17 protein-coding genes are annotated in these 22,242 nt (G+C 65.6%); 11 read left to right on the top strand and 6 right to left on the bottom strand.

The features are described from left to right. Positions 1–77: 77 nt before the first annotated feature. The 5 genes from purE (at position 78) to manA (ending at position 8,311) form a co-directional block, all read left to right on the top strand. Complete coding sequence (purE, locus tag ACSBQT_RS00140; protein WP_410710343.1) at positions 78–605, top strand: 5-(carboxyamino)imidazole ribonucleotide mutase; 528 nt, start codon at positions 78–80, stop codon at positions 603–605. 38 nt (positions 606–643) lie between these two features. Further along, on the top strand, positions 644–1,792 hold the full coding sequence (locus ACSBQT_RS00135; protein ID WP_139470308.1) for an acyl-CoA dehydrogenase family protein: 1,149 nt from the start codon (positions 644–646) through the stop codon (positions 1,790–1,792). Positions 1,793–2,138: 346 nt separating this feature from the next. Next, positions 2,139–3,659, top strand: coding sequence for an LCP family protein (locus ACSBQT_RS00130; RefSeq protein ID WP_435000553.1), 1,521 nt, complete (start codon positions 2,139–2,141; stop codon positions 3,657–3,659). Positions 3,660–3,924: 265 nt separating this feature from the next. Further along, on the top strand, positions 3,925–6,699 hold the full coding sequence (locus ACSBQT_RS00125; protein WP_410710341.1) for an NlpC/P60 family protein: 2,775 nt from the start codon (positions 3,925–3,927) through the stop codon (positions 6,697–6,699). A gap of 292 nt (positions 6,700–6,991) precedes the next feature. Continuing rightward, positions 6,992–8,311, top strand: a complete 1,320-nt coding sequence (gene manA, locus ACSBQT_RS00120; protein ID WP_410710340.1) for a mannose-6-phosphate isomerase, class I — start codon at positions 6,992–6,994, stop codon at positions 8,309–8,311. Between the two features lie 302 nt (positions 8,312–8,613). Here manA and ACSBQT_RS00115 read toward each other — a convergent pair whose 3' ends face one another. The 4 genes from ACSBQT_RS00115 to ACSBQT_RS00100 are packed head-to-tail and all read right to left on the bottom strand — an operon-like array spanning position 8,614 to position 11,911. Further along, entirely contained in the window at positions 8,614–9,276 is a 663-nt protein-coding gene (locus ACSBQT_RS00115; RefSeq protein WP_410710339.1) for a 3-oxoacid CoA-transferase subunit B, read from the bottom strand. Between the two features lie 12 nt (positions 9,277–9,288). Continuing rightward, complete coding sequence (locus ACSBQT_RS00110; RefSeq protein ID WP_410710338.1) at positions 9,289–10,059, bottom strand: CoA transferase subunit A; 771 nt, start codon at positions 10,057–10,059, stop codon at positions 9,289–9,291. Further along, a complete protein-coding gene (locus ACSBQT_RS00105) occupies positions 10,047–10,739 on the bottom strand; it encodes a hypothetical protein (RefSeq protein ID WP_410710337.1) in 693 nt (230 codons plus the stop codon). Before ACSBQT_RS00105 ends, ACSBQT_RS00110 begins: the two co-directional genes overlap by 13 nt. A gap of 44 nt (positions 10,740–10,783) precedes the next feature. Further along, the gene (locus ACSBQT_RS00100) at positions 10,784–11,911 is read right to left on the bottom strand and encodes a coenzyme F420-0:L-glutamate ligase (protein WP_139470278.1); all 1,128 of its coding nucleotides are present in this window, start codon (positions 11,909–11,911) and stop codon (positions 10,784–10,786) included. A 349-nt stretch (positions 11,912–12,260) separates the two neighbouring features. On the opposite strand from ACSBQT_RS00100, the gene ACSBQT_RS00095 reads away from it, so the two are divergent. The 3 genes from ACSBQT_RS00095 to ACSBQT_RS00085 are packed head-to-tail and all read left to right on the top strand — an operon-like array spanning position 12,261 to position 17,250. Continuing rightward, positions 12,261–12,701, top strand: coding sequence for a WhiB family transcriptional regulator (locus ACSBQT_RS00095; protein WP_276330045.1), 441 nt, complete (start codon positions 12,261–12,263; stop codon positions 12,699–12,701). After that, positions 12,698–15,796, top strand: coding sequence for a glycosyl transferase (locus ACSBQT_RS00090; protein ID WP_435000552.1), 3,099 nt, complete (start codon positions 12,698–12,700; stop codon positions 15,794–15,796). The genes ACSBQT_RS00095 and ACSBQT_RS00090 overlap by 4 nt, the downstream gene beginning before the upstream one ends. Beyond that, entirely contained in the window at positions 15,793–17,250 is a 1,458-nt protein-coding gene (locus ACSBQT_RS00085; RefSeq protein ID WP_139470282.1) for a DUF5719 family protein, read from the top strand. The genes ACSBQT_RS00090 and ACSBQT_RS00085 overlap by 4 nt, the downstream gene beginning before the upstream one ends. A gap of 101 nt (positions 17,251–17,351) precedes the next feature. On the opposite strand, the gene ACSBQT_RS00080 is transcribed toward ACSBQT_RS00085, so the two are convergent. After that, positions 17,352–17,714, bottom strand: coding sequence for a metallopeptidase family protein (locus tag ACSBQT_RS00080; RefSeq protein WP_410710335.1), 363 nt, complete (start codon positions 17,712–17,714; stop codon positions 17,352–17,354). Positions 17,715–17,802: 88 nt separating this feature from the next. Between ACSBQT_RS00080 and ACSBQT_RS00075 the strand changes: the two genes are divergently transcribed. From ACSBQT_RS00075 to ahcY, 3 genes are all read left to right on the top strand, one after another. Next, entirely contained in the window at positions 17,803–18,159 is a 357-nt protein-coding gene (locus ACSBQT_RS00075; protein ID WP_139470312.1) for a DUF3499 domain-containing protein, read from the top strand. After that, on the top strand, positions 18,156–19,640 hold the full coding sequence (gene manB / locus ACSBQT_RS00070; protein WP_410710334.1) for a phosphomannomutase/phosphoglucomutase: 1,485 nt from the start codon (positions 18,156–18,158) through the stop codon (positions 19,638–19,640). The genes ACSBQT_RS00075 and manB overlap by 4 nt, the downstream gene beginning before the upstream one ends. 187 nt (positions 19,641–19,827) lie before the next feature. Continuing rightward, positions 19,828–21,288, top strand: a complete 1,461-nt coding sequence (gene ahcY, locus ACSBQT_RS00065; RefSeq protein WP_410710333.1) for an adenosylhomocysteinase — start codon at positions 19,828–19,830, stop codon at positions 21,286–21,288. Between the two features lie 125 nt (positions 21,289–21,413). Here the strand turns inward: ahcY and ACSBQT_RS00060 are convergent, their stop codons facing one another. Continuing rightward, positions 21,414–22,238, bottom strand: a complete 825-nt coding sequence (locus tag ACSBQT_RS00060; protein WP_435000551.1) for an RDD family protein — start codon at positions 22,236–22,238, stop codon at positions 21,414–21,416. Positions 22,239–22,242: the final 4 nt, after the last annotated feature.

Genomic DNA, 22,242 nt, shown 5'->3' with positions numbered 1-22,242 from the left:
GTCCCGGCCCGACTGCACCCCGGACCCACCCGACACCCATCCGCGGGTGTCAACCGCCTGCAACGAAGGAAGCACAGATGACCACAGCGAATGAAGGCTCCACTGACACGGCGGCTCCGGTCGGCATCGTCATGGGTTCGGACTCGGACTGGCCGACGATGAAAGCCGCCGCCGACGCCCTCGACGAACTCGGCATCGAATCGAGCGCCGAGGTGGTCTCTGCCCACCGCATGCCAGAGGACATGGTCGACTGGGCGAAGTCCGCGGCCGCTCGAGGCGTCCGGGTGATCATCGCCGGAGCCGGGGGAGCGGCCCATCTGCCCGGAATGATCGCGTCGATGACCTCGCTTCCGGTCATCGGAGTCCCCGTGCCCCTGAAGTACCTCGACGGAATGGACTCGCTGCTGTCCATCGTGCAGATGCCCGGAGGGGTTCCCGTGGCCACCGTTTCGATCGGCGGCGCCAAGAACGCCGGCCTGCTGGCGGCGCGCATCCTCGGGGCCGGTCAGGGCGCCGAAGCCGAGGCTGTGCGCACGCGTCTCGACGACTATCGGAGCCAGCTGCGGCAGGTCGCTCTCGACAAAGGCCGGACACTGCAGGAATAATAGGGCTTGCTGAACGTTTGATAAGTCTGAGGAGAATGATGTTCGACCTGTACCAGCCCAGCGAAGAGCACGAAGAGATCCGCGCCGCGGTCCGCAACGTCGTCGAGAAGAAGATCGCGCCGTTCGCGGCCGAGGTCGACGCGGACTCCCGCTACCCGCAGGAGGCGCACGACGCCCTCGTCGAGACGGACTTCTTCGCCGCGCACATCCCCGAAGAGTACGGGGGCATGGGCGCTGATGCGCTGGCAGTGGCGATCATCATCGAAGAGGTCGCACGCGGCTGTGTCTCGTCCTCGCTCATTCCGGCTGTGAACAAACTCGGCAGCATGCCCGTCCAGCTCGGCGGCAGCGAAGAGATCAAGAAGAAGTACTTCCCGTCCGTGGCCGCCGGAGAAGCCGGATTCTCCTACGGGCTGTCCGAGCGCGAAGCCGGATCCGACACCGCATCGATGAAGACCCGCGCCGAACGCGACGGCGACGACTGGATCCTCAATGGTGTCAAGACCTGGATCACCAACGCCGGAGAATCCGAGTACTACACGGTCATGGCCGTGACCGACCCCGACGGAGCCCGTGGACGCAACATCTCCGCCTTCGTCGTCGAGAAGTCCGATGAGGGCTTCACCTTCGGTGAGAAGGAGCGCAAGCTCGGCATCAAGGGCTCGCCCACCCGCGAGCTCCTCTTCGACAATGTCCGCCTGCCCGGCGACCGCATCGTCGGTGAGCCCGGGGAAGGGCTGAAGATCGCCCTGCGCACCCTCGACCACACCCGAGTCACGATCGCAGCGCAGGCCGTCGGCGTCGCCCAGGGCGCGCTCGACTACGCCCTGGCCTACGTCAAGGATCGGCAGCAGTTCGGCAAGTCGATCGCCGATAATCAGGCGATCCAGTTCATGCTCGCCGATATGGGCATGAAGCTCGAGGCCGCACGCCAGCTGACCTACACGGCTGCCGCCAAGAGCGAACGCGGTGATGAGGACCTCACGTACTTCGGCGCCGCGGCGAAGGCCTTCGCCTCCGATGCCGCAATGGAGATCACCACTGACGCCGTGCAGCTGCTCGGCGGTGCCGGCTACGTCGTGGACCACCCGGTCGAGCGGATGATGCGCGATGCGAAGATCACGCAGATCTACGAAGGCACCAATCAGATCCAGCGCATGGTGATGGGACGCAAACTCCTCGCCTGAACCGGGTCCGAGGTCTGAGCTGCCGGCCGCACATGGTCAAGGCCGCTCGGTGTCGGTCGGTCCGCTTCGAACGGGCGCTGCGGATTCCCCAGACGGGAGTCTGCAGCGTCCGTTCTTCTGTCTGTGAAGAATCGCACACGCGACGAATCCGACATGCGCGGCGCGGATGTGCCGGAATCGATGGTTCTCACGCGACACAATAGGTGAACACAGTGGACTCTGAAGTCTCTTTGGCACAGTTGTCTGCTGTGGACATCCGCTGGGGCGATGCGACCTGTGTGTGGCCACCCGCGGACGTCGATGTCGGAAGCAGTCCGTGAGCAGAGCCCGAAGCGAAGGGAAGTCAGTGGCCGAAACGAGATATGTGGACCCGATCCGCCACCCGTCGTATGCTTCGCAGCCGACGCGTGATGTGCGGGCGTGGCTTCTGCTGCTCGTCACGGCTCTCGTGCCCGGGGGAGTGCAGCTGCTCTTCGGTCACCGCCGCTGGGCGAAGATCTCTCTGTCGATCACCGCCATCAGCTGGATCCTGGCCCTGATCGCTGGTGTGATCGTCCTCATCAGCCGGACGTTCCTCTTCACCATCGGCACGAACCCCTTCATCCTCACCTTTCTGACCATCTGGGTGCCCATCATCGCGATCAACTGGGCGGTGTGCCTGTTCGACACCCTGCGCCGCATCCGGATCGTCACGATCTCCCGAAGGGCCCGCAAACGCTTCGTGGCGGCCTTGTGTGCCCTCCTGCTCATCGTCGTGGGCCCCTTGGCCTGGGGGACGACGATCCTCAACTCGCAGCGCGGACTGATGAGCGACCTGTTCGCCTCCGGCAAAGCACTCAAACCCGTCGACGGCCGATACAACATCCTGCTGCTGGGTTCGGACGCCGGAAAAGGGCGGACGGGAATCCGTCCGGACTCGCTGTCGCTGGTCTCGATCGATGCGAAAACCGGCAAATCCGTCATCATCGGCCTGCCTCGAAATATGGAGAACGTGCCGTTCCCCGATGACTCTCCGCTGCACAAGCACTACCCGCAGGGATACAACTGCGGCGACGAATGTCTGCTCAACGCCGTCTTCCAGCAGGGCGAGCAGCACAAGGACGAGTTCGAGGACCCGAACACGGCCGGCGAGCAGGCGACGATGGATGCGGTCTCGGGTGCCACCGGACTCGAGGTCCAGTACTATGCGATGATCAACCTCAAGGGATTCGAGAACCTCATCGACTCCCTCGGCGGAATCACTCTCGTCTCCGGCAAGCGAGTGCCGATCTCGTCGAAGGTCGATCCGAACACGGGCGAGCACGGGCCGGTCAAGGGATGGATCGAACCGGGCAAACAGAAGCTCGACGGCTTCCACGCGCTGTGGTTCGCCCGCTCCCGAGAGTTCTCCAGCGACTACGAGCGGATGGTCCGCCAGCGCTGCGTGCAGACAGCGATGGTCAAACAGCTCGACCCGGCCACCGTGCTCACCCGCTACCAGTCGATCGCGAAAGCCACTCCGGGGGCCGTGTCGACGGACATCCCCTCGTCTCAGGTGGACTCGTTCGTCGACCTCGCGCTCAAGGTGAAGTCGCAGAAGATCGAGTCCGTCGACCTCACCCCGCCGCGCATCACTCCATCACAGCCCGACTTCGATGTGGCACATCAGCTGGTAGCCGATAAGATCGAGGAGTCGTCGAAGTCCTCCGAAGAGGACAAAGGCGCGTTCTCGGTTCCCGGAAGCGACCTGTCAGCCGCTGCCGGAGTCGATGCGGGACTCGATCCGAACCCCGGTTCAGGGCCGCAGCTGCTTGCACAGGGTGCCGGTGACACCTCTGCTGACAACGGCGAAGAAGCCGACGCAAAGGCGATCTGCTACGTGCCGTGAGGCGCCGCTGTGGGGTCGGTCGTGATGAGGCCAATGACCGAATCGGTCGATCCCATGACGATTCCGGGAAAATCTTTTGCTCGGTGTGTCCCTTGCCAGTACTGGGAACCACACTCGTGTAATTAGAATATTCTGCTCTGTGGCTAGTCTGACACGCCGAAAATGTGTAACAATTTTGAGATGTTGGGGTTGCCCACCGTTCTGCCAACGGTGAAGGGGACCTCGAGGCCTGAACTTCCCTGTCTTCCTCGAAAAGGCTGTAACGATGAAATATCTATTGCCCACTGTTGCGGGCTGCGCTTCTATTGCGCTGGTCGGCACCTTAGCGGTCACGGCACCGTCGGCTTCCGCAGCCACGACGTCGCCTGATGTGTCCAAAGAGGCGCTGAACGTCAGCAAAGAGGGACTCAACGTCCCCGGTGCCCGCGATTCCAGTGATTCCACCGCCACTGCCGCCAACCAGAGCGCCACGAGCAATCTGCCGAATATCTTCAAGTCGCAGACTGCCCTGGCCTCGGCCAAGGTGCCCGATATCGTCAACGCTTCGGCGTCGGCATCTGCGGCTTCGGTCAACAACGTCTCCGCCGGACTGACCTCCGGAGCCGACGAGGCCGCGCCGTCCGAGGGATCGGCTCCGTCTGAGACCGAGCAGACTCCTGCCGAGGGCGCAGAGACCGAGACCCCGAAGTCCGAGGACGAGGACGCGAAGGATTCGTCCGACGAGTCGAAGACCGAGGGCGAAGACGACATCTCCGGTTCGGTCCGTCAGAAGACCGAAGACGGAGTGAACATCGCGCTCATCTCCGATGTCCTCGACGTTCCCGCGAACAACCCGAGCCTTGTCGGCTTCACCTTCTCCGAGTCGAAGTCCAATATCCGCATCCAGGTCCGCACCAAGCAGGGTTCTGAATGGGGCAATTGGGACACCCTCGACGAAGAGCAGCAGGAAGAAGCCCAGAACAAGGGTTCGGAACCGATGACGGTGTCGAACGCTTCCGCTGTGCAGATGCGCATCCTCGGTGACTCCGCACCGAGCGAGGCCGAACTCGTCCTCGTCGATCCGAAGCGGGACGCCGGCGACGCTCAGGCCGTCGCCGAGAACGATCCCGTCGAGCTCGACGATCAGGTCAGCGGCGACTCCGCCGGTGCTGAATCCGCGCCGGAGCAGTCGACCGAGGACTCGACCGACGCCGAGGCGGCATCCGCAGAGAATGTCGACGCGGCCGCCGGTGCGACGGTGACCAACCAGAACTACGTACCCGGATCGTCGTCGGTGGACACCGTGGCGAAGAAGGTGTCGAAGCCGAAGATCGGCTCGCGCAGCTCGTGGGGTGCCAAGGCCTACCGCGGCAGCCCCGACTACGCCAGCGGCATCAAGCAGGCCGTGGTCCATCACACCTCCGGCTCGAACAGCTACTCGGCCGCCGACGTTCCCGGAATCATCCGCGGTATCCAGGCCTACCACCAGCAGGGCCGCGGCTGGAACGACATCGGATACAACGTCGTGGCAGACAAGTACGGCCGCCTCTGGCACGCCCGCGGCGGTGACGTCGAGAAGGCCGTCATCGGCGCCCACGTCGCCGGACACAACACCGGAACCTTCGGCATCTCCGTGCTGGGTACCTACAACAGCGCGGCCCCGCCGAAGAAGACACGCGATGCCGTCGCTTCGGCGATCGCCTGGAAGTTCTCGATCAACGGAATCTCCAAGGCGACGAAGTCGAACCTCGTCGGCCACCGCGATCTGGGACAGACCGACTGCCCCGGTGACGCCTTCTACGCCAAGCTGGGTGAGATGCGCTCGACGGTCAATTCGATCCTGAAGACCGGCGAACAGCCCAGCGACAGCAAGGACGACGACAAGTCCAAGGACGACGACAAGAAGACCGAGAAGCCGAAGGCAAAGACCTCGATCGAGAAGTACGCCGAGAAGAACAAGCTCGGCAAGGCTCTCGGCAAGGAATACGACGTCAAGGGCGTTTCTGGTGCCAAGGCACAGAAGTTCGAGAAGGGCACTGTCTACTGGTCCAAGAAGACCGGTGCCTACCACCTGTCCGGAGCGATCGCTTCGGCGTACAAGGGCGATGCAGTCACCGACTTGGGGCTGCCCACCTCTGCGGAGAAGGGCGGCCTCAAGGGCGGGGGCGTCGCACAGCGCTTTGAGAAGGGCTCGTTCTACTGGTCGAAGAACACCGGCGCTCACTACACCTCCGGCACCATCATGAAGTACTGGGGTGACAAGGGGACCGTCAAGGGTCACCTCGGTTACCCCAAGTCGGACGTGGTCTACAAGAAGGGCCGCGGTGAGCAGCTCTTCGAAGGCGCACGTCTGGTCTGGGCCGAAGGCTACGGAACCACCGAGTTCTCTCCCAAGGGTTCGATCGCCGGCGGAGTCAGCGACGACAATGCTCCGGGCGGTACACCGCCGCCGGGAGACGATTCCACCGATGACAAGTCGCCTGCAGACTCCGGGGAAGGTTCTGCAGACGACAAGGACTCGAAGGACGACAAGTCCAAGGATGACTCCAAGAAGGACGATAAGTCCAAGGACGATTCGAAGAAGGACGACAAGTCCAAGGACGATTCCAAGAAGGATGACTCCAAGAAGGACGACAAGTCCAAGGACGATAAGAAGAAGGACGACGACAAGAAGAAGGACAAGCCGTCCAAGGCCGAGAAGATCGCGGCCCAGCGTGCGTCCATCATCAAGGATGCGAAGGCCAACCTCGGCGTCAAGTACGTCTGGGGCGGCACCTCGCCGAAGTCCGGCTGGGACTGCTCGGGTTACACCCAGTACGTCTATGGCAAGAACGGCATCAAGCTGCCGCGCACGACCAGTCAGCAGCGTTACGCCGGCAAGGAGATCTCGCTCAAGGACGCCAAGGCCGGCGACCTGATCTGGATCCCCGGTCATATCGGAATCATCTCCGAGACCAAGGGCCAGATGTACGATGCCGGCTCGACGCGGACGAACACGACGAAGCGCAGCTACAGCTGGATGCTGAACCGTGGAGCCAAGGTCATCCGCGTAGTCGGCTGACACCAGGTATCGAGGACAGGGCGTACAGCGCCTGCCGGCCAGTGCCCCGAGGGCGATCCCATTGTGTGGATCTCCCTCGGGGCACTGTCTGGTTTCCCGGACGATTCCGGAGGCGGCAGAGACCGGGCCATATGTATCTGCGCAGGTGACAAGCGGTGAATAGATTGTGACTTCGGCTGAACAGTCAGTGAAGTGCCAACCCCGGCCACGACAGCCGGGCTAGGCTGGACTGAGCACAACCGGAGAACACCGGATGTGAATCCGACTCGATCCTGTCAAAAGGGGGCCCGCAGTGCATCGTCTGCACAACACGGTCAAGAAGTTCGAATGGGGCAGCACCGACGCGATTCCCGCGATCCTCGGCACAGTCCCGGACGGCACCCCCTGCGCGGAACTCTGGCTCGGAGCCCACCCGGTCAGCCCCTCTCGACTCGACGTCGGGCACACGCCGTCCCAAACTCCGCTGGAACGGCAGAACCGCCTCGGCGGGCAGCAGACGACGGGCGGCGTGGCGACCGAGACCGAGCCTCGGCTCGGACCCAACCTCATCGAGTACCTGGCGGGGGACCCTGAAGGTCTGCTCGGCCATGACTCCCTCGACTCTTTCGGAGCGCGACTGCCGTTCCTGCTCAAGGTGCTCTCGGCGAGCAAGGCTCTGTCGATCCAGGTGCACCCGAACCGCGAACAGGCCCGGGCCGGGTTCGCCGCCGAGGAAGCGGCCGGACCGGCGCTGGACGCTCCCGACCGGAACTTCAAGGACGCCTCGGCGAAACCGGAGCTCATCTACGCACTCACCGACTTCCACGCGCTCACGGGATTCCGCCCGCGCAAGGCCGTGCGAGCCACGTTCGAACGGATGCTCTCCCAGCCGCTGACTCCGCAGTCCCTGGACGTGCTCGGAGCGATCATCGCAGCGCTGAAGTCCTTCAGCGAATCCAAGGCGCTGTCTCGCGTCGTCGAAATCATCCTCAGCGATCCGCGGACGCCCGGGCTCGTCGACGAGGTCGCCGCCCACGGGATCGACGAACTGCCGGTCGGACACATCAGCCGGTCAGGCAGTGCGGTCGACCCAGCGCAGACATTCTGCGAACTCGTCACCGACTATCCCCATGACCCTGGCGCGCTGGTCGGACTCATGCTCAACCGAGTTCACCTGCAGCCGGGAGAAGCGCTGACCATGGACGCCGGAGTGCTGCATGCCTACCTCTTCGGAACCGGCATCGAGATCATGGCCTCGAGCGACAACGTCGTGCGCGGCGGGCTGACCTCGAAGCACGTCGACATCGAACAGCTGTCGAAGATCACGGAGTTCCGCGCCGGTGCACCTCGGATGGTCGAACCCGATCACTCGGGAATGCTGCTGGGACCCACCGATGACTTCGCTCTGCAGGCACTGCGGTGCCCGCGCACGACGACGGTGGAACGGCGCGGTGCGGCGATCGTGCTGTGCACCGCGGGAATTGTCACACTCAGCTCGCTCGGCTCGACGCTCACCCTCGAACGTGGGCAGAGTGCCTTCATCGCGGCCAACGAACCGACGGTGACGGCCGATGGCCACGGCGATGTGTTCGTGGCGACCACCGGACTGAATTCCGGAGCTACCGGCCGCTGAATCTGTCTGCTGTCTCACCCCTGCGAACCGGAGCGCAGGCTCCCTCAAACAAGCTTGTTGGGTCGATCCACGGCGATTTCTTCAACGAAACCACCGTGGGTCGACCCAACAATCTGTGTTTCCAACGGTGTCAAGCAATGTCCGACGCCACTGACGGACGAATCCGGTGTTCGGCGCCCGCGAATACCGGCGCGCTGACGGCAGAACACAGAACAGTGGTCACGGCCGGATGCTTCTGAGTTCTCAGAGAGCATCCGAACGTGACCACTTCTCACGCAGTGCCTCGGCCGATCACCTCGGAATCAGGCGGCGACCTCGATGGTGGGGACGTCGGCGGGGACGAGCACCTCGGCGCCGGTCTTCTCTTTGACTTCGTCGACGGCCACGCCCGGGGCGAGTTCGACGAGGGTGAACGCGTCACCGCTGACGTCGAGCACGGCGATATCGGTGATGATGCGCTCGACGACGCCCTTTCCGGTCAGCGGCAGTTCGCACGACTTCAACAGCTTGTGCGAACCGTCCTTGGCGACATGGTCCATGATGACGATGACGCGCTGGGCACCGTGCACGAGGTCCATTGCGCCGCCCATGCCCTTGACCATCTTGCCCGGGATCATCCAGTTCGCGATGTCGCCGTTCGTGGCCACCTGCATGGCGCCGAGGATCGCGGCGTTGATCTTGCCGCCGCGGATCATCCCGAAGCTCGCCGCCGAATCGAAGTACGCGGCGCCCGGGTTCATCGTGACGATCTCCTTGCCCGCGTTGATGAGGTCGGGGTCGATCTCATCCTCGGTCGGGTACGGGCCGACGCCGAGCAGGCCGTTCTCCGACTGGAGCACGAGGTGGACACCCTCGGGTAGGAAGTTCGGTACCAGGGTCGGCATGCCGATGCCGAGGTTGACGTAGCTGCCGTCTTCGAGTTCCTGGGCGGCACGGGCCGCCATCTGATTGCGTGTCAATGACATTTCTGTGTCTCCTCAGGCTTCTCGTACGGTGCGCTTCTCGATGGGCTTGTCCGCCACCTGTTCGGGCGTCAGCGGCACCACGCGGTGGACGAAGACGCCAGGCACGTGGACCATGTCCGGGTCGATCTCGCCGGGTTCGACGAGCTTTTCGACCTCGGCGATGGTGATGCGAGCCGACTGTGCGGCCGGGGGATTGAAGTTCCGTGCCGAGGAGTGGAAGACGAGGTTGCCGTGCCGGTCACCGATGGCGGCGCGGACAAGTGCGTAGTCGGGAGCCAGTGACTTCTCGAGGACGTATTCCTTCTCTTCTCCGAAGGTGTCGAAGACCTTCGTCTCCTTGGCCGGAGATTCCTTGACGACGTTGCCGTCAGAGTCGTACTTCCAGGGCATGCCGCCCTCGGCGACCTGCGTCCCGGCGCCCGTGATGGTGAAGAAGCCGGGGATGCCGGCGCCGCCTGCGCGCAGCTTCTCCGCCAGGGTGCCCTGCGGAGTGAGTTCGACCTCCAGTTCACCGGAGAGGTACTGACGGGCGAATTCCTTGTTCTCGCCGACGTAGGAGGCGATGATGCGGCGGAGTCGTCCGTCGGCGAGCAGAATGCCCAGTCCGCGGCCGTCGACGCCGGCGTTGTTCGAGATCACCTCGAGGTCTTTGGCTCCCTGGTCCTGGAGAGCCCGAATGAGGAATTCGGGCACGCCCACGACACCGAAGCCGCCCACGGCGATCGATGATCCATCTGCAATGTCGGCCACCGCTGCTGCGGGGGTATCAACTACTTTGTCCATGTGCCCAGTGTGCCATGGACCACTCCCAGCCCGGCGGCCAGGTCCGTGATGCGAGCATCGTCGACTCTGTTGGTGAGCAGGACCTCACCACCGCCGAGGAGGTGCTGCAGAAAGCGCGGCCACTCGCCCGGCAGCGGGGTCGAGTTCGAGGCGAGCAGTCCCTGCGGACGGGCTGCGTCGGTCGACTCGGACTTCGTCCAGTCGATGACCTGACCGTCCACTTCGAGGATTCCCGAAGCGTCGAGGCGGCGCGCAGCGACATCGGGGTAGGCGCGGATGGCGGAATTGACGTCGACGAAGTCGGCATCGACCGGAGTGCTCAGCGCCAGGGCCGGGGGATTGAAGACGAAGACCTCGACGGCGTCGGACACCTGGTCATCATCCTCGTGGCCGAAGGGAACGAGGGCCATGAAGTCCTCGTCCGGTGCCTCGTTCGCGATGACGACGCGGCCCCCGGCCAGCAGGACACTGAGGACAGAGACGAGTTCGCGCCAGTGCAGGCCCTCTGGCAGAGGAGCGAAGAGAGTGAACTCCGGTCCGAGGTCGTAGTCGCCGAAGAGGCCGACTCCCTTATTCACCCAGTTCGAGACGACCGGGCCGGTGAGGTCGAGGCGATCGAAATCGGGTCCGCGCCAGATGAGGACGGGCCCGCCGGTGCGCGCGATGACTGAGAGATCCATATCCGCTTCCATGATTGTGTTCCGAATGCAGCCTGTCGGGAGGGTCAGTGAACGATGAGGCCGATGTCGATCGTCACCCCGCGGGGGAAGGCCCCGAGCTCACCATCGACCCAGTGATAGCGCGTGGAGGCGCTGAGATCCTCGGCGAAGAGGGCTGTATGGAGGCGTTCGACGAGAGATCCGAGCCCGACCATCGCCTCGAGCAGGGGCGGGCCGCCCGATTGGGCGGTCGCCGGCGAGTCAGAGGGGCTGAGCGTGATCCGCGATCCCGACCCCTCGATCCGCATCCGCCACGCCGCATGGCCGGGAGTCCGCGACTGCCCGGCGCGGACGACGCGGATCGCTCGAGACACCCTTTCGAGGATGTCGTCGCTGTCGTCGCCGGCAGGGGCGCTGCCGGGCAGGTCGGTGACTCCCAGACCGCGCTGAATGGCTTCGACATGGCCGTGTCGGAACCAGTCCTCGCCGAGGTCGCGGGAGAGCGCACGGGCGCCTTCGTCGCCGTTGTCGAGGTATCCGCCGGCTCCGCGGACCAACGCCATGGGCAGTCCGCGGGAGGAGCCCTTGACCAAGTCGGCTGCCGCTGCGATCTCATCGGCGATCGCGCGCACGGTCACCGTCTGGACGCGCCCGTCGTCGTCGGGGCGACCGCGCTGGTCGTCGAGGCCGGAGAACCCGGACAGGCCGATGGCGATATCGCCGACCCCGACCCGCCACGGCCGTGAGCTCGTATCCGAGATGACCAGACCGATGCGCACCTCGAAGGCCTGTTCGACCCGTCGGCGCAGGCCGTCGGCGGACCGGTCGCTGTCGAGTGGGTGGAGGATGACGGCACCGCCGGAGTTCGACTGGTCGAGGCCCGCTGCGGCCTGGACGGTGCCTGCCGGGGTGCGCACGATCTGGACGGTGGTGCCGGAGCGATAGGAGCGTTCAGCGACCAAGTGGGTGCCGGTCTCCGCGACGAGTTCCTCGAACTCGGCGCGATCTGAGACCGTGCGCAGGCGTCCCTCGGCCTTGGAGACGACTTTCGAGGCGACGACGAGGATATCGCCGTCCTTGAGGTCGATGCGGTTGCGCCGGAGGGCGTTGATGAGGATCGCGGAGAGGTCGGAGCCCGACGCGATCTCTTCCTCGACGGGAGGCGCGTAGACGGTGAGCAGACGGTCATTCATGCCGGGCCACCGGTGATTCCACTCTCATCTCTCCATAATCCCATTGTGGGTGCCCACTTTCTAAATTCTCCAGGTTTGCTCAGGCGAATCCCACAGGTTGTGCCTTATGACTGGGCCGTGACCTATATATGGGGTTACGGGCGCGTGTGCATGTGAACGCATGTTCGAATAGCGTCTCACGGGGTGTCTCGATACTCCATAAGGGCTTGACGGGGCGGTAATGACACGCGTGTAATTTATACCTAAGGGGAACGCGCCGAGCAGGGATCCTTCAGGATTCGACCGTACATCGGACTGATCGCCTCAGTCACGGTACTGGACCTGCTCGAGCGTGAGAAAGGGGAAAACCGTGCAAAGTGCACAGAGAGAATGGCGGGAGAGAGAAGACTTCACCGCCGCACCGGGAGTCACCTCCCGCCGTGCCGAAGACTGGTTCATCGAACCGGGAGCACGTACACCCGAGACGCTGCCGGATCCGCTGGCCGTCGATCCGAGTGATCTGACGCCGCTGCCGCCGGACAACTCCGCCGTCTCTCCGCTGTCCCTGCTGCTGGGAGCCGCAGACGACGGCGAACTGTCCTGGCAGGACCAGGCCCTCTGCGCTCAGACCGACCCCGAGGCGTTCTTCCCGGAGAAGGGCGGATCGACTCGTGAAGCCAAGCGGGTCTGCGCCTCCTGCGACGTCCGTTCCGAATGCCTCGAATATGCGCTCGCCAACGATGAGCGCTTCGGCATCTGGGGCGGAATGTCCGAACGCGAACGCCGCCGGCTCAAGAAAAAGGTCGTGTGAGGCAAGCCGTCACCATCGTCGTCTCCGGCGACGATGCCAGCAAGGTCGAGCTCGAAACAGCTCTGCGTCCGCACTACCCCGAGATCCCCGTGGTGGATCTCGGGGGGCGGACGGTCCGCGAAGCCGGTGAGATGCCGGAGATCGCGGAATCGGATTTCCTGTGGTTCCTCACCCCTGACTCCCGTCCCGAACCAGACTGCCTCGATGAGCTGCTCGACGCCATCGGGGAGACGGAATCCATCGCCGCCGTCGGACCGAAGCTCATATGCTCCGGGCGCATCGTCTCCGCCGGAGTGAGCACCACCTCGGCGGGGGAGCGCTTCAACCCCGTCGGCTCCGGGGAGATCGACCAGGGGCAGCGCGACAGTCAGATCGAAACACTGGGTCTCGACCTGCCGGGCCTGCTCATGGCCACCACCGAACTCGAGCGCATCGGCGCACCGTCCCGAGTTCTCGGCCCCGCCTATTCCGGTCTCGAATACTCCCGTCGTCTGCGCGACCTCGGCGCCCGCGTGCTGCTGGCCCCGCGCGCGCGGATGGAGATCTCGGCTGCGTCCGCTGCCCGACTCGGCTCCTCGCCCCACCCACCGAGGTCGAAGACTCAGATCCGGACTGAGCAGCGCTACCGCCTCAGCCTCGCCGGTCAGGGGCTGGTCTCACTGTTCTGCTTTCTGGCGCTCGGCCACCTCGGCCGCATCGTCGGCGGGCTGCTGTCGAACAACTTCCGACCTGCCGGGTGGCACTTCGGTGCGCTCATCGGTCTTCCCGCGGATGTGTCGACGACCGCCCCGCTGAGACGCGCCAACGCCCGTCGCAACCGTGTGGCCAGACGATCGAACACCGGACATGTCGCCGCGCTCTACGCCGATGACGAAGAACTCGCCGTCCAACGCCGGACGATGAGCGGTGAGAGCTATGACTCTCGCCCGGCCGAGGTTCCCACCGGCGGTCCCGACACCGATGCCGAACTCAACCCGGTCGGCGACACCGAAGAGGCCATCGACTCCTTCTCCCGTCTGGAGATCTCCGGCGGTTCCAGTCTGCTGCGGGCACCCCTGACCTATGTGATCCTCGCCGCCGTGGTGATGAGCGGGGTCATCAGCTTCCGACTCTTCGGCCCCGGCCACCTCGCCGGCGGCGCCCTGGGTTCGACCGGCATCGGCTTCGGCGAGATCGTCGACCGTCTCCTCGGGCGTCACCTCGACGTCTCGACCGGTGCGGCGGTGCCGGCCGACCCCTACCACCTCGTCCTCGGCGTGCTCTCCCTCCTCTTCTTCGGCCATGTCGATGTCATGGTCCGCTCCCTGCTGCTGGCCGCGCCGATCCTGGCTGCCATCACCGCGTACGCGGGCGCGGGGAGTGTGCTGGCGCGGCGGTGGGTGCGCGGCTTCGCCGCACTGCTGTGGATCGCGTCTCCGCTGTTCACGGCCGCGCTGTCGGACGGCCGCCTCGGTGTGATCCTCGTCTGGATCTGTGCACCGCTGGCGGTGCTGACTCTGCGCCGCAGCCTGACGACCGGATCGATCGCCGCGGCAGCCGGCACCGGCCTGCTGCTGTTCGTCATCACCGCAGGCATTCCACTGCTCCTGCTGGCCACGGTCCTCGGCACCGCGGTGCTTCTGGTGGCAGGTCGCGGTCTCCGCCATCTGTGGCTGCTCGCCCCGACCGTGTTCCTGGGCTGGGCGTGGCTGTGGGCCGTCGTCCGCGAGCCGGGAACTCTTCTCACGATGCCCGGGCAGACCACGGCCACCGAGTCCGCCCCGACCTATCTGCTCGCCGTCGGGTTCCCCGCTCCGCTCGACATGTCCTGGCTGACGAAGCTGATCTCAGATCTCGGCTTCGGCGGGGTCTCTGCCGGCACCCTCGAGCTCTGGGCTCCGGTCCTGATGCTGCCGATGCTCATCCTGGCCTTCTTCACCCTCATCGAGGCCCGGCTCGAACTCTCTCGCCTGACCTGGGCGGTCGGACTCTACGTCGGCGGTCTCATCCTCGCCGCGATCCAGGTGCATCTGCCCGCGGAGACGGGACCGTTCCACCTCATCGCCTCATACCCCGCAGCGGGACTGACCCTGGTCAGCCTGGGATCGATCCTGCTGCTGTCCCTCGGCGCCGACCGCACCGTCGGTCGCCGCCCCGGGCGCAGCCGAGACACCGGTTCGTCCTCTGCGAAGAGTTCGGCCAAGGGAGCCTCCGCGGCATCCGGCCGGCTGCCGATGCGCGGCCTTGTCGGACTCGTGACCGTAGCGGCCATCGGGCTCATCGCCATCGGCGCCGGACGGGCCACATCCTCGCCCGAAGCGGTCACCGCGACCTCAGACAGCAACGTCCCCGCACTGGCCGCTGACCGCGCCGCGGGGGAGACCCAAGCTCGCACCCTCCGCCTGGACAATGTCGACGGAGAAGTTCTGGCCACCCTCATCGCCTCCGCCGACGGCACGGTGCTGGGCACATCGACGGTGACCTCGGCAGAAACCGTGGGAGGGTGGCCGTGGCAGCGCCGCCCGCTGCCGATCACCCCCGACCAGGTGCTCGTGGCTCAGGCCGCGTCCGCGCTCTCGGCCGATGACTCCGGTGACCTCGGCAGCATCCTCGGTGAACTCGGAGTCGATTTCGTCCTCGTCGGCCCCGATGCCGGCAGCCTGACCAACTCGGTATCCGTCTCCGAGGGCCTCCTGCCGGTCGGACCGACCTCGTCCGGACAGCTGTGGCGCGTCGACAAACCCTACAGCGGCCGATTCCTCATCCGCGACGCCGAAGGGAAGGTGTCAACGGCGGCGATGAAAGGCACCACCGCAACGGTGCCGTCCGGTCAGGAGGGGCGCACCTTGACCATCGCCGATGCAGCGCACGGCATCACCGCAAGCATCGACGGTGAGCCGCTGCCGCAGCCGAAGCCCGGCGAAGAGGCGTGGGCAAGCGAATTCGACCTCCCCGCAGCCGGGGGAACGGTCGAGATCTCGCTGAACTCACCGCTCTACCCGATCGGCGTCATCGTCGGATGGGTGCTCGGACTGCTCAGCCTCATCGTCGCCATCCCCTTCGGCCGGGCGGGGAATGTGACGCGGAAGCCCGGCCGTGAGGAGCAGAAGGCATGAAGCACCAGCGCAGCATCGTCACCTTCGCGGCCATTGCCGTGCCCGGGGTGCTCGTGGCCATGACCTCGTTCCTCACCCCGCTGACCCCCGGCACGCTGGACCGCAGTCCGGAACAGGTGCGCATGCCCACCGCGGATACCCGCGTCGTCTGTCCCGGCCCCCTGCTCACAGCCGGAGAAGCCGAAGGCACCGATGCCGAATTCGTCGACGACTCGAAGGTCTCAACCCGTGTCGTCTCCGCCTCCGCACCGATCGGAGCCGCAGACGGTTCGACCTCCTCGGCTCGTCTCCAGGTCGCCGATCTCGGCGGTTCGATCGACTTCGACAATCCCTCCGGCCAGGGTTTCGTCTCCGGAGACGACAGCATCGACTCGACGAAGCTCGTCACCGGTTTCGCCCGCCCCGGGGCTCCTGCCCTGACGACCGGTCTCGAAACCGTCGAAGGCAGCTCCGGTGACCTCACGGGCCTCGCCACCCTCACCTGTGCCCAGGCATCGAGCAGCTTCCGGATCGTCGCGGGATCCGGAGCCACAGGTTCGAACTCGCAGCTGCTGCTGAGCAACCCGGGAGACGTTCCCGTCCAGGCGAAGGTTGCCCTCATGACCCCGGGCGGCGAATCCGCCGAACCGACTGAACTGAGCATCAAGGCAGGTCAGCAGCGTGCCGTCCCGCTGGGTGGTCTGGCTGGAGGGGCAGAGGCTCTTGCCGTCGACGTCACCGTCGACGGTGGAGTCCTGGCCGGTTCCGTCCAGGAGACCGTCCTCGACGGACTCAAGCCGCAGGGCATCGACCTCGCGGCCGGTGGGGCAGGAGCCGATCGCCAGCAGGTGCTCACCGGGCTCAGCGGCAAAGATGTGCGAGTCCGGGTCGCGAACCCGAGCGGTGACCTCGCCGAGGTGTCCCTGAAGGCGTACGGGCCGGACGGAGAGATCGACATTCCCCGTTCCTCGATGACCGTCGTCGGTCGCGGGGTCGCCGAGGCCGACCTCGGGGATCTCGACGCCACGAGTCTCGTCGTCGAATCCTCTCAGCGCGTCCAGGCCGGAGCCTTCATCGGCAAAGACGGTGGGAAGGGAGCCGCCGACTTCGGCAGCATCCCGTCGACCGACTCCCTCGCCGAGACCCAGATTCTGGCGCTTCCTCGCACCGGTGAGTCCTCCCTGAACCTCTCTCCCGGTCAGGGACATGTGCAGGTGCAGGGAATGCTCGACGACGGAACGCTGACCGATCCTCAATCGATCGACCTCAACCCGACGGGAACGACCGTGCTCAATCCGAGCGACGTCTCCGAGGAGTCGGTGCGCGCACTCGTCCTCAAGGGATCCCAAGCCTCGGGCTCACAGTCCGATGGGGTGCATGCGACCCTCGTCGTGACCACCGAGGACGGAATCTCCACGGTCGTCCCGGCGCCTGCCCCGGCAGGCGTGGCCTACCGGGATATCCGGCTCGGCTGAGGTCTCGTGCTCGGAGCACACGTGAACGGGAGTCCCGCGAACCGAGCACCTGTGAGCTGAGCTTCTGCGGTGTTGGCGGATCTCAGTTGGAACAGTCGATCTCAGGTGCGACGGAGGATATCGACCTGATCCGCCACCACCTCGGCGATGAGTGCATCCCGGGCCTCAGCACCGGCATGATCTTCGATCACCCGTCGATAGAGGACGATATGGGTGGGACGGTCCCCGGCCGCCGGGAACACACGGCCGAAGCTCGGTTCGGTCGAACTCGCCGGCGGCACGGAATCGACGGCCAGCACCACCTCGGCGAGGAGAACGGGTTCGTGCCTGCGCATGCGGGCGAATTCGGCGGCCGCGACCTTCGCAAAACTCTCCGCCCGACTCAGCCGCGCGGGCACCTCGGCCCGGTGCAGCGGAGACCGCAGACCCCGCCCATGTCGGTCGCGATGTCGCCTTGGTCTCATAGCACTTCATTCTACGGGCGGCGCCGCCGTGCCTGAGCGAATCGGCAGGGCGCGGCGTGTAGAGTGTGGGACTGTGTCAGCCGTGAGAATGTGTTCAAAAGTCAGCTGTTCGCGCCCCGCCGCCGCCACCATGACGTACGTGCACGCCGATGCGACCGTCGTCATCGGACCTCTGGGCAGGCGCGCCGAACCGGGCGCTCATGACCTGTGCGCCGAACATGCGGCGAAGCTGACCCCGCCCGTGGATTGGCAGCTCATCCGGATCGACTCCGGGCAGGCCCCGCCCGAACGCAGCCATGACGACCTGCTGGCGATCGCCGACGCCGTCCGCGAAGCCGCCGATCGTGCCGATCAGACCCCGGCCCGGACCGCACCGGGACCGGCCGACGATCCGGCCGCCTCGGGACGTCGACACGGTCACCTGCGCATCATCGGCGACTCATGAGCCACCGAGAGCCGAGCTCGACCCGAATCGAACCCGCACAGCAGATCCTGATCGACTCCGAACTCGGACAGGCCCGGACGGCCGCCCTCGACGCCGCCGTCGGAGCCTATGACATCCGCGGTCGGATTCCCGACCAGCTCGACGACGACATCCTGTTCGCCCTCGGTTGGGCCACGGCCCGAGCCATGGCAGAGATCCACACCGCCACCGAGGTGGTCATCGGCCACGATATGCGCCCGAGCTCCCCCGGATTCGCCCACTCCTTCGCCGCGGGAGTCGACGCTGCCGGCTCGACAGCCGTCCTGCTCGGCCTGTGCTCGACCGATCAGCTCTACTTCGCCTCGGGCATCTTCGATCTGCCCGGAGCCATGATCACGGCCAGCCACAATCCCGCCGACTACAACGGAATCAAGATCTGCGGACCCCGCGCCGCCGGAGTCAGCCTGGCCTCCGGACTCTCACGAGTCAGAGAACTCGCGATCACCGCACCGCAGACCGACGGCCGGACCATCGCCGAAGACGAGACTGCCGCATCCCGGATGCGGGAACAGTACGCGGCACGGATCCGCGAACTCACCCACGTCGATAAGGTCACGGGACTGTCGATCGTGCTCGACGCGGGAAACGGAATGGCCGGGCGCCTCCTCGGGGAGGTCTTCGGCACGGACGCGGGAGCTGCCTCGGTGCCCTTCGACGTCATCGGCCTCTTCACCGAGCTCGACGGGACCTTCCCCAACCACGAGGCGAACCCGCTCAAACCCGAGAACCTCGTCGACGCGGCACGCGCTGTCGTCGACAACGGCGCCGATCTCGGTCTCGTCTTCGACGGGGACGCCGACCGCTGCTTCTTCATCGACGAGACCGGCGCGACGATGTCGGCCTCGGCCGTCGGCGCACTCGTCGCCGAACGCGAGATCGCACGGGCCCGGGCACTCGGCGACGACCGACCCACAGTCATCCACAACCTCATCACCTCCCGCAGCGTGGCCGAGACGATCACCGCCGCCGGCGGACACGCACTGCGGTCGAAGGTCGGCCATTCGGGAATCAAGACGCTCATGCGCGAAACCGGAGCCGTCTTCGCCTGCGAACACTCGGCTCACTTCTACTTCGATGAGTTCTTCGGGGCGGACTCGGGGATGCTCGCCGCCTGTCACCTCATCGCCGCCCTCGCCGAGTCGCGCGCCCCCGCCTCCCGGCTGGTTGCCGACTATGACCGGTTCGTGCAGTCGGGGGAGATCAACTTCACCGTCGCCGATCCCGACGCTGTGCTCGCCGACTTCGCCGCGCATGCCGGCGAGTTCCCCGAGAACACCGTCGACGACCTCGACGGAATCGGCCTGCAGGGTGCGGATTGGTGGGTGAACCTGCGCAAGTCCAACACCGAACCCCTTGTCCGGCTCAACGTCGAAGCGGCCGATTCGCCGCAGGTGGACGCGCTCACCCGCCAGGTCACGGACTTCCTCAACGCTCGGGCCTGAAGCTGGATCGACGGCAGCCGGTTCTCTGCTTCCGTTTCTCGGCAGTAGTGCGGTAGGGCAATAGGGCGGTAGGGATATGACCGTTCGCTGACGGTCTTCGCTGTCCGCAGAACGAGCATGACGCGACAAGCCGCCTGCCCGGCAATAGACTCGAAGCCGATCAGACAGCCCGCCGTATGGAGGTACCGTGCTCGATTCCACTGACTTCAAGGTCGCCGACCTCAGCTTGGCCGAGGCCGGCCGACACCAGATCCGCCTCGCCGAAAGGGAGATGCCGGGCCTCATGGCGCTGCGGGAGGAATACGCCTCGACGGCTCCGCTGGCCGGGGCCCGCATCGCCGGCAGCCTGCACATGACCGTGCAGACCGCTGTCCTCATCGAAACCCTCGTCGCACTCGGTGCAGACGTCCGGTGGGCCAGCTGCAATATCTTCTCCACGCAGGACGAGGCCGCCGCGGCCGTCGTCGTCGGATCCGGCACCCCTGAGGCCCCGGCCGGCGTCCCCGTCTTCGCATGGAAGGGCGAGACCCTCGAAGAGTACTGGTGGGCCGCGGACAAGATCTTCGACTTCGCGGACGGACCGAACCTCATCCTCGACGACGGCGGCGACGCCACCATGTACGTGCTCAAGGGCACCGAATTCGAAGCCGCTGGGGGAGTGCCGACCGCCGGCGCCGAGGACTCGGAGGAGTTCAAGGTCCTGCTCAAGCAGATCGCCGCGTCCATCGAGGCGGCCCCCGGACGCTTCGCCCGTCTGGCCGCCGGAATCAAGGGCGTGAGCGAGGAGACGACGACCGGAGTCAACCGCCTCTACCGCCTCGCCGAACAGGGAACTCTGCCGTTCCCCGCCATCAACGTCAACGACTCGGTGACGAAGTCGAAGTTCGACAACCGCTACGGCATCCGCCATTCGCTGCCCGACGGACTCAACCGCGCCACCGATGTCCTCATCGGTGGAAAGATCGCCGCCGTCATCGGCTACGGCGACGTGGGCAAGGGTGCCGCCGAGGCGCTGCGCGGGCAGGGTGCGCGCGTCATCGTCACCGAGATCGATCCGATCTGTGCGCTGCAGGCCACGATGGACGGCTACCAGGTCGACCTCCTCGCCGAGGTGGCTCCCCACGCCGACATCATCATCACCACGACCGGAAACACCCGGGTCCTCGACGTCGATGTGCTGCAGACTCTCAAACCCGGGGCCATCGTCGGCAACGTCGGCCACTTCGATGAGGAGATCGACCTGGCAGGGCTGTCCCGCCTGCCCGGAGTGGAGAAGATCGAGATCAAACCGCAGGTCCACGAATGGAGTGTGCCCGTGCCCGCCGAGGCGGGACTCGGCCGCGACCGCACGGACTTCCTCGTCCTCTCCGAAGGGCGCCTGCTCAACCTGGGCAACGCCACCGGTCATCCGTCGTTCGTGATGAGTGCGTCATTCAGCAATCAGGTGCTCGCCCAGATCGAGCTGTGGAACGCCCATGATGACTACGGCAACTCGGTGCACCGGCTGGCGAAGGAGCTCGACGAGAAGGTGGCGCGCCTGCACCTGCCGGCTCTCGGGGCGAAGCTGTCGGAACTGAGCAAGGAACAGGCCGAATACATCGGCGTCGACGTGGCAGGACCGTTCAAACCCGAGCACTACCGGTACTGATCGAGCACTGCCGGAACTCTTCGGCCCGGCGGCGGAGTGGGCGAACCCGGTCGAGGTCGAGGTCCGCTCCGCCGACCGGTGGCAGTCGAGCCGCCTCGTCAGCGGCGGGCAGTCAGCCTGAGGCGTCAGCGGCGGGTGAGGCTGAGACCGTGGGGGAGCGTGTCGACCCCGGACCGGAATGCGTTTGCACGGTCGGTCCTTCGGCGCTGCTTCTCGACTTCGGCGATGCGCTGCCGATGGATGACCGCGGACAGGAACTGTTCGGGAAACGTTCCCTCCGGCGGGGCCGGAGCCACATAGGGATTGAGCTCGGTGGCGAGCTCGATCGCTCGCTGCCACCTCGACTCCGCACCGAGCTGGGGCGCCATGGCGAGGAACGCGACGATGCGCCGATGCAGACCATCGGGGATCGCGGTCACGTCGGTGCTGTTCAGCCACTCGTGCAGATGAGGGGCCACATGGGTGTGCATGGGCGGCAGAGGTCGGCTGCGTTCGCTGACGGCGATGGTTCCGGCCAGATAGTCGCCGAGGCGCTTGGCCTGCGGTGAGAGGAGACCGGACAGCGCCGCGATGCCGCCGCCGCTGGAGACGATCTCGAACGGAAACAGCAGAGCGCGGATGAAGGAATGGCGCAGCCGGACCGCGCCGCCGTCGTCGCGGACCACACGCAGCCCGAGGATGAGCTTGCCCAGCGAGCGACCATGGCTGAGCACTTCGACGAGCATCGGCAGCAGCACGAACACGAAGATCGTCATGACAGTCATGAGCGAACCGAGGAGCAGCCCGTTGAGATCGAGCACCTTGAGCATGAGCCAGAACATGGCGATGAGCAGACCGATATTCACCAGCGAATAGACGATGTAGTCGATGAGACAGCTCAATGCCCGCGCCGCGAGAGCGGCCGGTTGGACATTGAGTTCGACGGCTTCACCGGTGATCAGACTACTCACCCGG

It is taken from the genome of Brevibacterium sp. H602, assembly GCF_051172395.1.
Taxonomy (GTDB): Bacteria; Actinomycetota; Actinomycetes; order Actinomycetales; family Brevibacteriaceae; genus Brevibacterium.
This window is presented reverse-complemented; position numbering and strand designations above follow the sequence as displayed.

Excerpts from the sequence above, each read along its gene's own strand:
- purE (WP_410710343.1), top strand. The coding sequence starts at position 78 with ATGACCACAGCGAATGAAGGCTCCACTGACACGGCGGCTCCGGTCGGC.
- ACSBQT_RS00135 (WP_139470308.1), top strand. The coding sequence starts at position 644 with ATGTTCGACCTGTACCAGCCCAGCGAAGAGCACGAAGAGATCCGCGCC.
- ACSBQT_RS00125 (WP_410710341.1), top strand. The coding sequence starts at position 3,925 with ATGAAATATCTATTGCCCACTGTTGCGGGCTGCGCTTCTATTGCGCTG.
- ACSBQT_RS00115 (WP_410710339.1), bottom strand. The coding sequence starts at position 9,276 with ATGTCATTGACACGCAATCAGATGGCGGCCCGTGCCGCCCAGGAACTC.
- ACSBQT_RS00110 (WP_410710338.1), bottom strand. The coding sequence starts at position 10,059 with ATGGACAAAGTAGTTGATACCCCCGCAGCAGCGGTGGCCGACATTGCA.
- ACSBQT_RS00105 (WP_410710337.1), bottom strand. The coding sequence starts at position 10,739 with ATGGATCTCTCAGTCATCGCGCGCACCGGCGGGCCCGTCCTCATCTGG.
- ACSBQT_RS00100 (WP_139470278.1), bottom strand. The coding sequence starts at position 11,911 with ATGAATGACCGTCTGCTCACCGTCTACGCGCCTCCCGTCGAGGAAGAG.
- ACSBQT_RS00085 (WP_139470282.1), top strand. The coding sequence starts at position 15,793 with ATGAAGCACCAGCGCAGCATCGTCACCTTCGCGGCCATTGCCGTGCCC.
- ACSBQT_RS00080 (WP_410710335.1), bottom strand. The coding sequence starts at position 17,714 with ATGAGACCAAGGCGACATCGCGACCGACATGGGCGGGGTCTGCGGTCT.
- ACSBQT_RS00075 (WP_139470312.1), top strand. The coding sequence starts at position 17,803 with ATGTGTTCAAAAGTCAGCTGTTCGCGCCCCGCCGCCGCCACCATGACG.
- manB (WP_410710334.1), top strand. The coding sequence starts at position 18,156 with ATGAGCCACCGAGAGCCGAGCTCGACCCGAATCGAACCCGCACAGCAG.